Origin of the sequence: Kitasatospora sp. NPDC089509 (assembly GCF_044749365.1) — a bacterium.
GTDB lineage: Bacteria > Actinomycetota > Actinomycetes > Streptomycetales > Streptomycetaceae > Kitasatospora.
Window position 1 is genome coordinate 77,949 of record NZ_JBIVHS010000012.1, and the last position, 15,908, is coordinate 93,856.

Consider the following 15,908-nt stretch of genomic DNA (forward strand, 5'->3'; position numbering starts at 1 on the left):
CCCGACGCCGTCCGGTCGGCGTAGGGCCGGTGTCGGATCGTTCGACGTGGCTCAGGCCGGCAGGACGGCCGCGGCGCCCTCTCGCTCCACCCGGTCGGCGAGTTCGGCGGCCGCCCGCGCGGACTCCGGCGCCCGGCGACTGCGCCACACCACCACGGCTGCGGACGATTCCGCCCCGACCGCGGCGCTCACCGACCAGTGCGGCTTGCCGGAGAGCTCCACCACCAGCCGCCGGACCATCGTGACCACCAGCATCACGATGCCGCCAACCACCGCCACCGCGACCACCACCGGAACCAGCGGAGCGCACCCCATGATCATGTCGACCGGGCCGGGCTTCCCCAGCTCGGACGGCTTCCCGATCCGGGCCAGACCGCCCCCTCGTCCCACCGCGATCCGCACCGGCACGCCGTCGGGCCCCCGCACCTCCACATGGCCGGCGAATCCGCCGGGCTCCCCGCGCCCCCAGGCCCGCCGTTGCAGGGTCATCGCCCCCCGCCGGGCGCGCTCGCCCAACTCCCGGTCACGTTCCCGCGCTTGCCGCTCCACCGCGCGCCGCTCCGCGTTGCGTGCGGCGCGCTCCCCCTTGGATCTCATGATCGAAAGCGTACGGGGCGCCGGGTCGCGCACCTACACGTCCGGCTGGATCTGCTCAGCGCTCGAACGAGCCGGGGACTCTCCCGGGCGCGCGGCGGCACGCCCGGGGGCGAGCGCGAGGTACGTGAGCACCGCGCCGAGCGTGGACAGGGCCGCGAGGATCAGGCCGAGGGTGTGCAGGGCACCCGTGAACCCCTCGGCCAGGGCGACGTGTTGGGCTTCGGCCACCTGCCCCTGAACGGCCTGCCCGGCGATCCGGGTGGCGGCGTCGGACGATAGGCCGCTGCCGCCCAACCCGGCGGCGACCAGCGTGGTGAGCAGGGCCGCCGCACCGGAGACCGCGACGGACTCCCCGGTGATCCGCATCGTGTTGAAGATGCCCGCCGCGGCACCGGCGTTCTCGACCGGGACGGTGCTGACCGCCGCGTTGTCCATGACGCCGAACGCCAGGCCCACCCCGGCGCCGAAGGGCGTCAGCGGCAACGCCAGCGCCCACCACGAGCCGTCGCTGCGCAGGGTCGCCAGCAGCAGGGCCCCGAGCACGATCAGCGCGGAGGCGCCGGTCAGCACCGTCCGCACCGAGGTGCGCGCGGCCAACCGGCCGGCCACCAGCGGCAGCAGCAGCACCGGGGCGGTCATCGGCAGCAGGAGCAGACCGCTCGCCAGGACGCCCCGGCCGCCGACGCCCTGGAGGTAGGCGGGCAGGTACACCAGGAGGACGACGAAACCCAGGGTCACCGTGAAGGGCTGGCAGACCACCGCGACGAACTCGGGCCTGCCGAACAGCCGGACGTCGAACATCGCCCGGTCCGGCCGCCGGAGCTCCACCGCCGTGAACAGGCCCAGCAGTGCCGCGGTCGCCGCCAGCAGCACCAGGGTGCCCGGCGCGCTCCAGCCCGCGGATCCGGCCCGGACGAAGGCGAAGGACAGGCAGCCCAACGCGGCGGTGAAGCTCACCGCCCCGGCCACGTCGAGGGCGGGTGGCTCGGGGTTGCGGGATTCCGGGGCCCTGGTCGCGCACAGCCACGCCGGTACGGACAGCGCCGCGACCAGCAGGAACACCGACCGCCAGCCGGCCGCCTCCACCAGGGCCCCGGCGACCGGCGGTCCGACCGCCAGGCCCGTGCCGAAGGAGGTGCCGAGGATCCCGAAGGCCAGCTGTCGGCGCCGCCCGGAGGTCGCGTGGGCCAGCACCGCCGCGCCCGCCGCCAGCACGGCTGCGGCCCCGCAGCCCTGGACCGCCCTGGCCGCGTCGACCAGGGCGATCGACGGCGCCAGCGCGACCAGCAGGGACATGGCCCCGACCAGGGCGATGCCGGTCAGCAGCACCCGGCGCCGGCCGAGCCGGTCCGCCAGGCCCCCCGCCGCGAGCGGCAGGGCGGCGAAGGTGAGGTTGAAGGCGTTCAGCATCCACTGCGCGGCACCGACCGAGGAGCCCAACCGGGCCGCCATGTCGGGCAGGGCCACGGCGGCCCCGGTCACGGAGAACGGCAGCATCACACTGGCGGACCCGACGGCGACGACCGTGGGCCAGTAACCGCGCGAGCCGTCCGAGCCGCGCGAGCTGTTCGGGCCGTGCGAGCTGTTCGGGCCGTGCGAGCCGTCAGGAGACGGGCCGGGAAGGGAAGCGAGAGGGGATTTCGTGGACATGGCCCCGATCCTTCGCGGCGGCGGGTCCACGGTTGAAGGGACCACGGTTCCCTGGGACTCACAGGGCCACCTTCCGACCGCCGCGCCTCCGGCCGCGCCGCCATACTGGGGCGCATGGCCGAAACGATCAGGATCGTCAACTCGCTGGGCGACTACCTCCGGGCCCGCCGGGCGCTGGTGTCCCCCGCGGACGCGGGCCTGCCGACGACCGGTCGCCGCCGGGTGCCCGGACTGCGCCGCGAGGAGGTCGCCGAACTGGTCGGCCTCAGCACCGACTACTACGTGCGCCTGGAACAGGGACGCGCGGACCGCCCGTCCGACGAAGTCCTCGACGCGCTCGGCCGGGCGCTGGGGCTCGGCTCCGCCGAGCGCGCCCACCTGTACGACCTGGCCCGGCCACGGCGCCGGGCCGCTGCGCTGCCGGCGGGACCCGGACGGGGCGAGGCGCTGCGTCCCGCGCTGCGGCAGGTCGTCGAGACCCTCCCCACCTCCCCCGCGATGATCATGAACGACCGCAACGACGTCCTGGCCTGGAACCACCTGGCGGCCGCGCTGATCGCCGACTTCCCCCGACTCCCGGTCCGCGAAAGGAACATGGCCCGCCGGATCTTCCTGGACCCGGAGGCCCAGCTGATCCACCCCGACTGGGACGAGGCCGCCCGCACCACGGTCGGCATCCTGCGGATGGCCGCCGGGCGACGGCCGCACGACCCGGAGCTGGTCCGCCTCGTCGGCGAACTGTCCCTGGGCAGCGAGACCTTCCGCAGACTGTGGGCCGGCCACCACGTGCACGAGAAGACCCACGGTCCCAAGCGCTTCCGGCACCCCGCCGTCGGAGAGGTGGCCCTCAGCTACGAGACCTTCCAGGTCCCCGGCGCCGCGCACCACCTCCTGGTGGTCTACACAGCCGCGCCCGGGAGTCCCGCCGAGGAGGCCCTGAACTTCCTGGGCAGCTTCACCGCCTCCACCATGCCCTGACCCACGGCCAGCAAGCCCGCCTCCCCACCCTGACCGGCGGCGAGCGGGCCCGCCTCCGCCCTCGGCGGAATCCGCTGACAGGACCTCACCCCGGCACTACGGTGGGGCGGGCAGGGCAGGTCACGGGGGTGGGGGCGGCACAGTGTTGATGTCCATGACGGCACACGTCCGCCCCGAGAGCGGCATACCCGACCCGGAGCCCTACGAGCAGCGCCGCCGTCCCGGCTCCCCGTCGGCCGCCGGCGGCGACCCGCACGCCGCCGTCCTCCCGCCCGAGGCCGCGCGGGCCGCGCAGACGGTCGGGGCGACCACCCCGACCCCCAATCTGCCGCCCCGCTCCTCCGCCCGACTCATCGGCCGCGAGGCCGAGTTGCGGGCGGTCGCCGAGGCCCTGGCACACCGCGACGGCGGCGGCCTGGTCACCCAGGCCACCACCCTGCACGGCCTCGGCGGCGTCGGCAAGACCAGCCTCGCCCTGCACCACGCCTACGCCCGTACCGACGACTACCGGCTGATCTGGTGGATCACCGCCGAGTCGGCGGAACAGCTCGCCGAGGCCTTCGCCGGACTCGCCGTACACCTCCACCCCAGCTGGGCCCTCACCGCCCCGCCCGGGCAGCAGGTCGAGTGGGCCATCGCCTGGCTGCGCGCCCACGACCGCTGGCTGCTCGTCTACGACAACGCCGAGGACCCGGACCACCTCACCCCGTACGTCGGCCGGCTCCTCGGCTGCGGCCACCAACTGGTCACCAGCCGCCGCGCGGGCGGCTGGCACCCGGGCATCCGGCCGGTGCGCATCGACGTGCTGGACGCCCCGGAGGCCGCCCGGCTGCTGTACGCGGCGGCGTCCCCGGGCGTGGCCCTTGATCCAGCCGAGCAGGACGAAGCCCGCGCCCTCGCCGACGAGTTGGGCCACCTGCCGATCGCCCTCGCCCAGGCCGGCGCCTACCTCCAGCAGACCGGCACCACCTTCGCCGCCTACCGCGAACTGCTGCGCGCCACCGGCCCGGCCGGGCCCGGCGCCGAGTCCACTGTCGCCCGGCTGTGGCGGACCACCCTGCGGACCGTCCAGCACACCGCGCCCTTCGCCGTCGAGCTGCTGCGCACCCTGGCCTGGTACGCCCCCGAGGCCCTGCCCCGCGAGGTGCTCACGCCGTTCGGGTCCCGCCGACCGGAGGAGGTGGACCGGGCGCTGCGGCTGCTCGCCGACTACCACCTGATCACCCTCGGCGACACCGTCACCGTGCACCGGCTGCTCCAGGCGGTGCTGCGCGGCTCCGACGTCCGCTTCCGCGCCCGCGCCGAACGGCACCTGGCGGCCGCGGCCGTCCGGCTCTGGCCGACCTCCCGGCCGGAGCTGCGGCGGGCGCTGCTGCCGCACGTCCGGGACCTGGCCGACAGCGGCCCGTCCCCGGAGCCGACGGCGGAGACCATCACGCTGTACGGGCTGGCGGCGGGCGAACTGACCGACCGGGCCCAACGGGTGTACGCCGTCCCGCTGGTGGAGGCGATGGCGGACGGGCAGCGGCGGCTGCTCGGCGAGGACCACCCGGACACCCTGACCACCCTCGGACGGCTCGGCCGGCTGCGGGCCCAGACCGGCGACCCGGCGCGGGCGGTGGAGCTGTGCCGGGAGGTGGTGAACCGGCGGATCCGGGTCCAGGGCGCGGACCACCCGGCCACCCTCACCGACCGGCACACCCTCGCCCAGGCGTACCGCAAGGCCGGTCAACACGCCTTGGCGATAGCGGAGTTCCAGGGTGTGGTGGCGGACCGCGCGCGAGTCCTGGGGCCGGACCGCACCGAAACCCTGCACAGCCGCGGGAGTCTGGCCTACGCCCTCCAGGTCGCCGGTCAACACCGTGCTTCGGTGGCCGAGTTGGAGCAGCTGGTACGGGACGCTGAGTGGCTGCTCGGCGCCGACCACCCGGAGGTACTGACACGCCGGAACGGCCTCGCCTTCGCCCAACTCGCGGCCGGGCAGCATGGGTTGTCGATCCGGCTGTACGAGCGGGTGGTCGTCGACCGCACCCGGGTGCTCGGCGCGGACCACCCGGACACCCTGAACAGCCGCGGCTGGCTCGCCGCCGCCCACGCCGACACCGGAAACCACCTCGCGGCCATCACCGCCTTCGAGGCCGTCGTCGCCGACCGCACCCGGGCGCAGGGCGCGGACCACCCGCAGACCCTGTACGCCCGCAAGCGTCTGGCCTCCCTCCACCGCAAGGCCGGCCACGCCGCCCGCGCCGTGGCCGAGTTCGACGAGCTCGTGCCCGACTACACCCGGGTGCTGGGCCCCGACCACCCCCACACCCTCAACGCGCGCAGCGGCCTGGCCCGCGCGCACCGGGAGGCGGGCACCCCCGAGCGCGCGGTCGAGCAGCACCGGGCCCTGATCCGCATGCGGGCGCAGATCCAGGGTGAGAGCCACCCCGACACCCTGGAGGAGCGCAACTTCCTCGGGTACGCGCTGCGCGTCGCGGGCCTGCCCGCGCTCGAAGTCGAGGAACTGGAGCGACTGGTGGCCGACCGGGTCCGGATCCAGGGCCCCGACCACCCCGACACCCTGACCGAGCGGGCCGGGCTCGCCCGGGCGCTGGACGCCGCCGGTCGCCCCCGCGAGGCCGTCGCCGTCCTGACGGAACTCGTCACCGACCGTCAACGCGTCCACGGCCCCGAGCACTTCGAGACCTTCGACACCAGGCTGCGACTGGCCCGGGCCTTCGACAAAGCGGGAGACGCCCGGCGCGCGGCGGAGCTGTGCGACCGGCTGGTCGTCGACCGCGCGCTGGTCCTGGGCCCGGACCACCCCGACGTCCTCACCACGCGCTGGTGGCAGGCCTCGATCCACTCCAATGCGTGCGACTTCCAGACGGCCCTGAGCCTCTTCGAGGCGCTGCTCGCCGACCGCACCCGCATCCAGGGCCCCGACCACCCCGCCGTGCTCAACACCCGGTGGTGGCACGCCACCGCCCACCGGAACCTCGGCCGGCACCAGGAGTCGCTGGCGCTGTGCGAGGCGCTGATCGTCGACCGCACCCGCATCCAGGGCCCCGACCACCCCGATGTCCTCAACACCCGCTTCTGGCAGGCCTTCAGCCACCAGATCCTGGGCGACCACCGCCGGGCCCTGACACTCCTCGAAGCGCTGGTGGCCGACCACAGCCGGATCGACGGACCGGAGCACCCCGACACCTTCGACGCCCGCTCCAGGTACATCAACACCTGTGTCAACGTCGGCCACCACCGCGAGGCGATCGAACTGCTCGCAGCCCTGGTCCACGATCGGACCCGGGTGCAGGGCACCGACCACCCCGGGACACTGGACTCCCGCCACTGGCAGGCGACCGCCCACCAGAGCGCGGGTGAACACCGGCAGGCGGCCCGGCTGTTCGCAGCCCTGGTCGCGGACCGCACCCGGATCCAGGGCGCGGACCACCCCGACACACTCCTGACGCGCTACTCGGAGGCGTCCGCCTGCCGGACCGCCGAGGACCACCTGCGCGCGGTGACCCTGCTCGACGCGCTTGCCGACGACTACGCCCGCGTGCTGGGCCCCGACCACCCGAGCACCCTGCGGTGCCGCCGCGAACGCGCCTCGGCCTGGCGGGAGTCGAACGAGTACGACCTGGCCCTCGCCGAACTCACCGCGCTGGCCACCGACCACCTGCGGATCAACGGGACCGACCACCCGCAGACCCTGGAGGTCCGCGAACAGCTGGCCCGCACCCACTCCGGGGCGGGCCACCACCGTCGTGCGCTGGACCTGTTCGCGGACCTGGTCGCCGACCGCGCCCGGATCCAGGGCCCGGAGCATCGAGAGACCCTCGACTGCCGCTGGTGGGAGGCGGCCGCGTACCGCGCGGCCGGCGACCTCGACCGGGCCCGGCGGTTGTGCGAAACGCTGGTCGCCGACCGGCTGCGGGTCGACGGGCCGGACCACCCGGACACCCTCGACGCCCGGATGCTTTTCGCCTGGGTTCACCGGACGGCCGGCGACCACGAGCTCAGCATTCGGCTCGGCGAGGCCCGGCTCCAGGACCTGATCCGACTGTGGGGTTCCGACCACCCGACCGTCCTGACTGCCCGGGGCGTCCTCGCCACCGACCGGGTGATCGCCGGGTCGCACCGGCAGGCCGTTGTCGAGCGGGAACTCCTGGTCACGGATCACGCACGCGTCCACGGGCCGGAGCACCCCGACACCCTGACCGCCCGGGACCGGCTGGCCCACGCCCTCCGCCACGGCCGGCAGTACGACCGCGCCGCCGAGCTCTACCAAAGCGTCCTCGCCGATCGCTCCCGGATCCTGGGCCCGGGCCATCCGGACACCCTCGACGTCCGGGACAGCATCGCCCTGAACCTCTTTGAGGCCGGCCACTACGCCGAGGCCGCCGCGCACTACCGGGACGCGCTGGCCCGCACCTCCGAGGCGCTCCCGCCCGAGCACTCCTTCGTCCGGGGACTTCGCGCCGACCTCGCCTCGGCCCTCGTCCTCAGCGGTGAGCCCACCTCGGCCGTCGCCGAGCTCTCGCCCCTCGCGGACGACTGGGCCGACCTCACCGGTCCCGGGCTGCCCGAGCTGATCCATGCCGGATGCGTGCTCGCCTTCGCCCGCCATCTCGCCGGGGAGCCTGCGGCCGCCCTGCGCCTGGCCGGCGACCTGGTCACCGCCACCGAGCCCCTCGGCGACCCGGAGGACGCGACGGTCACCGCCCGCCTCACCCAGGCGCTCCTACTCGCCGACGGCACCCGCCCGCTGCGGGCAGTCGTCCGGCTGGAGGAGCTCGCGGAGACCTGCGAGGCGTACCGGGGCCCGCGCAGCGCCCGCACCCTGGAGGTCCGTCAGGCCCTCGCCCACGCCCGGCTGCGGGCCGGGGACGCGAACGGCGCGGTCCGGGTGTACGAGCGGATCGTCGCCGACCGGCTCACGGTCGGGGACGTCTCCCCCACCGCCGCGCTGCTCGCCGCCCATCGGGACGCCGACGAGGTCGCCGTCGACTTCGGAACCGTACGCCCCGGGCCGTTGCCGCTGTACCCCTCCCTCGCCGTCGGCCTGGCGCACGCCCTCGCGGCGGCCGGGCGCCCCGGCGCCGCGCGCGACCTGCTGGCGGCGGTCCGCGTCGGCCGCGAGGCCCTGATGGACCCCGGCCACCCACTGGTGACCGAGGCCGTTGCCGCGCCCGCCCAGCCGGAGAACGTCCCGGCGCCCCTCGCGGTGCTCAGCCCGAGCCGGCCCGCCCTGCTCCCCCGCCGCTCCCGCGGCTCGCTGCCCCGCGCCGTCGAACCGCCGACGCCCCGCCCCGCCTGGCGCCCCCGGCTCACCCTCACCGACGACCCCGCCGTGGGCGCCACCACCCACCTCGAACTGCGTCTGGAGTCCGTCGACGACTCCGCCGACCCCACCGACCTCCCGGACCTGTACCTGGTCGCCGCCGTGGCCCCGGACGCGGCCCTCGACCCGCCCGTCACGGACTTCTGGCCCGCCGACGGACCGGCCCGGTTCGCCCTGACCCCCGCCGCGCCCGGCCCGCACACCGTCCGGATCACCGTCTTCGACCGGGGCCACGGCGCCGTCCTCCAGGACCTCTCCGCCGTCGTGGAGGTCCCCGCCGACCAACAACCCCAGGACCAGGAGTGATCGACGTGCCCCGGGAGCTCCAGCTCCTCGTCCGGCAGAACCCCTCCGCCGACTACACCCGCCTGCCCCACCAGCCGGACCACGGGGACGTCTCCCCGACCAAGGGCCCGGCCCCGCTGGACCTGATCGTCACCCTCCGCCGGCACGGCGACGAGCTCCACGCGAGCGCCTTCCGCCCCGGCGAACGCACGCCACGCGGCCGGGTCAACCGCGCCCAACTGGCCGTCTCGGCACCCAAGTTGCTCCACCTCGCCGCCCGACTGCGCTCCGTCTGGCGGGACCGTCTGGTCGGCTACGACCCGGATCCCTACGACCCCTACCCCTTCGCCAGCACCGTCGACTTCTCCCCGCGCGCCGCCGTCGCCGAGCGCAAGGTCGCCGAACTCGCCGAGGAGGGACGGTACTTCCTGGAGACCATGTTCGCGGGCGGCGACCGCAGCCTGACCCTCTTCCGGGAGTACCTCACCGACACCCTCACCGACCACGGCTCGCTGCGGATCAGCTTCGACTCCGACCTCCACCTCCCCTGGCCGATGCTCGCCGTGGAGGGCGACCAGCCCGACCCCTGGGCGGACTTCCTCGGCCACCGGCACCAGATCGAGCAGACCGGCGCCGCCTACCCGCCGATCCAACCGCCCAACGCCCCCCGCGCCAAGCCCGTCACCAGCCTGAACACCGACGACCAGCTGACCGCCATCGGCCGGGCGCCCGAGGTGCGCAAGCTGCTGGAGGACCGCTCCCAGCTGACCGTGCGCACCGACTCCGACCTCCTCCTGGAGGCGCTGTCGGCGGCCGTGCTGGACGAGGACGTCATGTACTTCTGGTGCCACGGCCAGTTCGTCGCCAACGACTCCCCGTACGAGCAGCTCGCCGTCCGGCTCTCGGACGACCGGCACATCGACGCCGAGCTGGTGCGCCGCCACCGCCGTCGGCACCTGGACCGGCCGGACGCCGTGTTCCGTCCCTTCGTGCTTCTGAACGCCTGCCACACCGGGCAGTCGGCGGCGGCCGAACTGGACCACCTGGGGCGGGCGTTGGTCGACCTCGGCGCCGACGGCGTGCTGGGGCCGCAGATCCAGATCCCGCAGGAGTTCGCCGCCGAGTACGCCTTCGCCTTCCTCGACCACTACCTGACCGGCGAGTTCACGGCCGGCGAGATCACCCAGCAGCTGGTGCGGTGGTTCGCCCGCGAGTACCGCAACCCGCTCGCGCTGGCCTACTCCCTGCACTGCGGCATCGACAGCATCCTGGAGCTCAACCCGTGACCGAGGCCCGACCCGTGAACCGCACGCCCTCGACCGCCGTCCGGCCCGCGACCGTCGACCTGGACGAGCACGGCCGGCTGCTGGTGCCCGGCACCACCACCCCCGTCCCCGAGGCGCGGGTCGCCGACCACCTGGCCCGCCACCTGCGGATCCCCGAGTGGGCCACCGACCTGTACGTCTACGTGCACGGCTGGCAGACCAGCCCCGACGCCGCCGACCGGACGGCCACCGCGCTGATCGACCGGGCCGCCTCCCTGCACCGGACCGCCCGCGGCGGCTACCCGGGCCTGGCGGCCGGGTTCCGCCCCTGGTGCGTGGTGGTGCGCTGGCCGTCGTCCAGCCTGCCGACGCTCCACGGCTACCGCCGCATCCGGGAGCGGGCGCACGCGATGAGCGCCCGGGGCCAGGCCGGCCGGATCCTCGGTCACCTGCTCGGCTACCTCGACACCGGCCGGGGCCGCCCGGACGCCCCGCGCGTGCTGGCCAACCGCCACGGCCAGTACCTGCACCTGCTCGGGCACTCCTTCGGCGGGCGCTTCCTCTGCGAGGCCGTCCAGTACGCGGCCGACCGCCCGGCCGGACCGCCGGTGCTGAGCTGGTCCTCCCGGCCGGGCGACCCGGCCCGCCCGTTCACCGTCGACAGCGCGCTGGTCTTCCAGATGGCCGCACCCCGGGACGCCTTCGAGCGGCTCTTCCCCCGGCTGTTCCTGGGCCCCGGCCGCGCGGGCGCCCCGCTGCGCGGCCCGCTGGTGCTCACCCACTCCCGCTGGGACCGCGCCACCGGCTTCTGGCACCTGCGCGCCGAGGGCCGCCCGGGCATCGGCCACTCCGGCACCGGCTCCGCGCCGGTCGCCCAGTTCAGCACCCGGCTGCGCCCGACCGACTCCCCGTACCCGCACGCCGAGCTCGACCACCCGATCGTCAACATCGACGCCGGACAGGTCTACCGCGGCGGCCTGGCCACCCGGCTGCACCCCTCCGGCGCCCACTCCGACTTCCAGCACCCGGAGTCCGCGCACCTGCTCCTCTCCCTCGCCTCCCACTCCCGCTGAACGGGGCCCGGTCACGGCTCACGGCCGGGCCGGAGAGGTCACCGCTGCCGGACGGCCGTGAAGCCGCACACCGGTGTGCAGAGCGTGACGATGCCGCTGTAGCGGTAGTTGGTCCGCCCCCGGGAGATGGTGTGCACCGTCAGTTTCTCCCGCAGGGTGGGCTGGTGGCAGCGCGGGCAGACCTCGGTGACCGGCTTGCCCCAGGGGCGCTTGGGATCGAGCTTGGAGATCGACACGGCCATCAGGACCACCGCCAGAGCCGCGCCGCCGAAGCCGACCACCTTCCAGACGCCCTTGCCGGACTCCCGGCGGTCGATCATCTCGTCGTAGCCGAAGGTGCCCCCACCGCCGTGGTTGGACCAGATCCGGCACTCGTCGCTGCGGCTCATGGTCTGGCCGTTGCAGGTGGGGGCACTGGTCGGGTCGGACTTGCCGACGACCAGGCCCAGGAACAGGCCGAGGCCGGCCAGGAGCACCAGCACCACCACGGCCGTGGTCCGGCTACGTCCGGTGTGCAGGCGCGTGCGTTCCTTCACCGCCGTCTCGATCACCTTGTGCGCCATGTTGCTGCCGTCGACCGCCACCACGTGTCTCCTGTTGTTCGTGTTCTGTACCCAGCTGCCCCCGGGCCGACCGGAGTTGCCACGAACCCACCATGATCAGGGCGTTCCCGCGCAGGACTTGGGGAGAGCTTGACCTCCCCGTGACGGGACCGACGCTCAGCCCCTCCCCGCAACCGGCGCGTCGACCACCACCGGCGCGTCGACCGCCGCCGAGGCGGCCGAGGCCAGGTAGGCGGCCGCCTTCCCGGGGTCGAGCAGCCACTCCTCGACGTCCGCCGGGTCGTCGAAGGAGTTGGCGAACCGGTCGGCCACCGCCGGGAGTTCACCCGCCGCGCCGAACAGCTGGAGCGCGTGCGGGGGCGCCGGCAGCAGCATCGCGTTCGTCCAGGCGGTGACCGACCGCCCGGTGCTCGCCCAGAAGCCGTCGAAGGCGGACTGCTGGAAGTCCCGGTCGAAGGGCCGGTCGCCGTGCGCGAGGATCGCCGCCAGGTAGTGGGCGGCGCACTTGGCGGCGCTGTTGGAGCCCTGTCCGGTGATCGGGTCGTTCGTGATGACCACATCGGCGACCCCCAACACCGCGCCGCCGCCCGGCAGTTCGCCGACCGGGCGGCGGACCACGGGGGCGAAGCGGCCGGCCAGGGTGGCGCCGGAGTCGGTGAGTTCGAGGCCGGCGCGGGTGCGGTCGTACTCCCAGGGCGTGTGCGCCTTCATCAACTCCAGGGTCACCCGCAGGTGTTCGGACGGATCGCGGAGCCCGTCGAAGGCGTCCGCCGGTCCGCCCGGCAGGGCCTCCCAGAGCAGGATGTCGCACGGTCCGGCGGCGGTCAGGGCGGGCACGGTGAAGAACTCGCCGACGCCGGGCACCAGGTTGCAGCGCACCGCCGGGAACCCGTGCTCGGGGCGCGGCGCCAGCCCGTGCACATAGCTCATGGCCAGCGCGCGTTGCGGCCGCAGGTACGGGGACCACTCCTCGTGGCGTTCGAACACCGACGCCAGCCTGCCCTTGCCGGAGGCGACCAGCACCAGATCGTACGAGCCGGCGAGGTGGTCGAGGTCGGCGGCGCTCACCTGCCGCAGTTCCACCCGCCCGCCGCGGGCGGCGAAGGTCTCCAGCCAGGTGGACATCTTCAGCCGCTGGTCGACGGACTGGGCGTAGGCGTCCAGCCGCCCGACCCAGTCGATCACCCGGGTGCCGTCCGGTCCGCCGACCGAGACGCCGAGGCCCTCGATCCGGGGCGCCCGCTCGGCCCACAGGTCCAGGCCGAGGGCCCGTTCGGTGCGCAGCGCGGAGTCGAACATGCACTGGCTGGACAGCACCCGGCCGTCCCGCACCTCCTGGGCGTCGCGGTCGGTCAGCAGCGTGACGTCGTAGCCGTGGGACTGCAGTCCGAGGGCCAGTTGGAGGCCGGCCTGCCCGGCACCGATGATCAGAATCCTGCGCATCGCCCCTGCTCTCCTGATGGTTCGTCCACTGGGCGGTCGGACCGGGGGCGCCCGCTCCGACCGGTCACCAGTGGTCTGGATACCAGTCCGGAGCGTCCGCGTCCACGGCGCGGACCGGGCGCGGTGTGCGCGGTCGGCGGGCCGGGGGCGCGCCCCCGGGAGGCCTACGCCCCCTGGGATGTCGATTTGAAAAATTCTTCAAGTTCATACAGGCTGGCGTGCCGCCGACCCCGGCGCCGACCGGACAGACAGGACAGCCAGAGCCCATGAGCGACGCCCTTCCCCCGTGCCCCTCGTGCTCCAGCGAGTACACCTACGAGATGAACGCCCTGATGGTCTGCCCGGAGTGCGGCCACGAGTGGGTGCCCGCCGAGGGCGGCACCGGGACCGGGGCCGGGCAGGCGACCGACGCGGGTGAGCGGGTCGTCCGGGACTCGGTCGGCAATGTGCTGAGCGACGGCGACACCGTCACCGTGGTCAAGGCGCTCAAGGTGAAGGGCAGCGTCTCCGGTATCAAGGCGGGCACCAAGGTCCGCAACATCCGCCTGGTCGACGGTGTGGACGGCCATGACATCGACTGCCGGATCGAGGGCTTCGGTGCGATGCAGCTCAAGTCCAGCGTGGTGAAGAAGGCCTGAGGCCCCCCAGGGCCCCGCGCGAGACGGCCCGGACGAGCGACCCGCTCGTCCGGGCCGTCGGCGTCTCCGCCACGTGCCGCCGGCCGATCCGAACCCCAGGTCAAGCGCACGTAAAGACCCCGCTCTCGACCGGCCGACCGCCGCGGCTTAGGCTGTCCGGGCCCGATCGAGCCGACGGCCGCCGAGCGGCCGCCGGGGAGGGGGCGGGCAGCAGACACCGGATCGACACAGGGGGGACACCACACCATGCACCGAGAGCACGAACCGCACGAACGGTACGAACCGTACGAAGAGCCCGGCCACCAGCCCGACGGCTACGACGGCTACGACGACGACCACCTCGTCCACGGCGACCACGACCGGACCCCGCGCCGCCCGCGCTCCCGCCGGGTCTGGCTGGTGGCGGTCGGCGGAGTGTTCACCGCGCTGGTGGTGGTCGGCGGGTACGGCGCGTACAACGTCTTCAACGCCGTGTCCGGCGGGTCCTCCGCCGGCGGGGGCGGCAGCACCACGACCGCGTCCAAGGGGCCGCAGACGCCGCCCACCACCGAGCAGGCCGACGCCGTCGCCAAGGACTTCCTGGCGGCCTGGGGCCGTGGCGACATCGGTGCCGCGGCCGGTCTGACCGACCGGCCGGAGGCCGCCCGGATGGCGCTCACCTCCTTCCACGACGGCGTACCGGCCCGCTCGCTGACCCTGACCGGGACGGGCCCCGCGGCCTCCGGCACGCCGAGCGAACCCGTCCTCGGCTACCGGGTGCGGGCCGAGTTCGACGGCACCACCGAGGCCTGGGAGTACGAGAGCACGCTGGGCGTGCTGCGGGCGGCGGACGGGCGGGTGCTGGTGCGCTGGTCGCCGACCGTGGTCCACCCCAAGCTCTCCGCCGGGCAGAGCATCACCGTGAAGCCACTGCCCGACCCGGTGTCGAAGCCGACCGACCGCAAGGGCCGGCCGCTGGACTCCTTCCCGTCCCTGGCCTCCGTGCTGCCGCAGATCCCGCCGCCCGACGGGTCGAAGGCCGTCACCGGCCAGGCCGTGGTGCTCAGCGGCGGCGGGCAGCAGTCGGAGCAGCTGTTCGTGCTGACCCCGCCGAGCGCGCCCCAGGTCAAGCTCACCATCGACGCCGACCTCCAGCAGGTCGCCGAGGAGGCGGTGAAGAAGCAGTCGGCGGGCGGCAAGCCCGCCTCGCTGGTGGCGATCCAGCCGAGCACCGGGAACATCCTCGCGCTGGCCTACGCTCCGCAGGGCGGCTTCAACCGGGCCGTCGGCGGCGGGCAGGCGCCCGGTTCCACGATGAAGGTGGTCACCGCGGCCGCGCTGCTGGAGGCCGGGGTCACCCCGGACACCGTGGTGCCGTGCAAGGAGACCACCAACTCGCCCAGGAGCTGGCACAACGACGAGCCCGGCAGCCACCCCGACTACACCCTCAGCGACGACTTCATCCAGTCCTGCAACACCGGGTTCATCGACAAGGGCCTGGAGAAGCTCCAGCCCGGCACGCTGACCGGCGTCGCCCGCGACCAGTTCGGCCTCGGCCTGCAGTGGCGGATCGGCATCCCCAGCCGGGACGCCACCATCCCGACGCCCGGCAGCAAGGACGAGGCGGCCGCCTCGTACATCGGCCAGGGCCAGATCCAGGTCAACTCGCTGGCGATGGCCTCGGTCGCGGCCACCGTGCAGAGCGGAACGTTCCGTCAGCCCGTCCTGCGCGAGGACGTCAAGCGGGTGTCCGCTCCCGGCAAGCTGCCGTCCGACGTCGCCCAGGCGCTGCGCTCGATGATGGCCAGGACCGCGACCCAGGGCACCGCCCGCACCCCGATGTCCGGGCTGAGCGGCCAGATCGGCGCCAAGACCGGTACCGCCGAGGCCGGTTCGGACGCCAACAACAGCTGGTTCATCGCCTACCGCAACGACCTCGCCGTGGCGGCCGAGGTCGAGGGCGGCGGCCACGGCTTCAGCGCCGCGGGCGTGGCGGCCGCCCAGGTCCTCAAGGCGGGCGGCGGCAAGGGCTGAGCCGAACCCGCGCCCGCGCCGGTGGTCCGCCGACGAACCAGCGGGACACGGGCGGCATCGCCGTGAAACCC

Annotated in this window: 10 protein-coding genes; 6 read left to right on the forward strand and 4 right to left on the reverse strand. The window is 74.5% G+C overall.

Annotation, left to right across the window (positions count from 1 at the left end):
• Positions 1–51 precede the first annotated feature (51 nt).
• Positions 52–597, reverse strand: coding sequence for a hypothetical protein (locus tag ACIP4P_RS24475; RefSeq protein WP_400921700.1), 546 nt, complete (start codon positions 595–597; stop codon positions 52–54).
• Between the two features lie 33 nt (positions 598–630).
• Positions 631–2,247 carry an MFS transporter gene (locus tag ACIP4P_RS24480; protein ID WP_400921702.1) on the reverse strand — a complete coding sequence of 539 codons (1,617 nt, stop codon included), beginning with the start codon at positions 2,245–2,247 and terminating at the stop codon, positions 631–633.
• Between the two features lie 114 nt (positions 2,248–2,361).
• On the opposite strand from ACIP4P_RS24480, the gene ACIP4P_RS24485 reads away from it, so the two are divergent.
• From ACIP4P_RS24485 to ACIP4P_RS24500, 4 genes are all read left to right on the forward strand, one after another.
• Positions 2,362–3,225: a helix-turn-helix transcriptional regulator gene (locus ACIP4P_RS24485; RefSeq protein ID WP_400921704.1), complete on the forward strand. Its 864-nt coding sequence runs from the start codon at positions 2,362–2,364 to the stop codon at positions 3,223–3,225.
• A gap of 154 nt (positions 3,226–3,379) precedes the next feature.
• Entirely contained in the window at positions 3,380–8,863 is a 5,484-nt protein-coding gene (locus ACIP4P_RS24490) for a tetratricopeptide repeat protein (RefSeq protein WP_400921706.1), read from the forward strand.
• Positions 8,860–10,128: a CHAT domain-containing protein gene (locus ACIP4P_RS24495; protein ID WP_400921708.1), complete on the forward strand. Its 1,269-nt coding sequence runs from the start codon at positions 8,860–8,862 to the stop codon at positions 10,126–10,128. The genes ACIP4P_RS24490 and ACIP4P_RS24495 overlap by 4 nt, the downstream gene beginning before the upstream one ends.
• Before the next feature lie 14 nt (positions 10,129–10,142).
• Entirely contained in the window at positions 10,143–11,180 is a 1,038-nt protein-coding gene (locus ACIP4P_RS24500) for a hypothetical protein (protein WP_400921710.1), read from the forward strand.
• A gap of 38 nt (positions 11,181–11,218) precedes the next feature.
• Here ACIP4P_RS24500 and ACIP4P_RS24505 read toward each other — a convergent pair whose 3' ends face one another.
• Entirely contained in the window at positions 11,219–11,764 is a 546-nt protein-coding gene (locus ACIP4P_RS24505) for a hypothetical protein (RefSeq protein ID WP_400921712.1), read from the reverse strand.
• Positions 11,765–11,899: 135 nt separating this feature from the next.
• The gene (locus ACIP4P_RS24510) at positions 11,900–13,186 is read right to left on the reverse strand and encodes a styrene monooxygenase/indole monooxygenase family protein (RefSeq protein ID WP_400921715.1); all 1,287 of its coding nucleotides are present in this window, start codon (positions 13,184–13,186) and stop codon (positions 11,900–11,902) included.
• Between the two features lie 266 nt (positions 13,187–13,452).
• On the opposite strand from ACIP4P_RS24510, the gene ACIP4P_RS24515 reads away from it, so the two are divergent.
• Together ACIP4P_RS24515 and ACIP4P_RS24520 are read left to right on the forward strand one after the other, a co-directional pair.
• The gene (locus tag ACIP4P_RS24515; protein ID WP_400921717.1) at positions 13,453–13,824 is read left to right on the forward strand and encodes a zinc ribbon domain-containing protein YjdM; all 372 of its coding nucleotides are present in this window, start codon (positions 13,453–13,455) and stop codon (positions 13,822–13,824) included.
• Between the two features lie 246 nt (positions 13,825–14,070).
• Positions 14,071–15,837 (forward strand): penicillin-binding transpeptidase domain-containing protein, encoded by a 1,767-nt coding sequence (locus ACIP4P_RS24520; RefSeq protein WP_400921720.1) that lies wholly within the window; start codon positions 14,071–14,073, stop codon positions 15,835–15,837.
• The last annotated feature ends 71 nt before the right edge of the window (positions 15,838–15,908 follow it).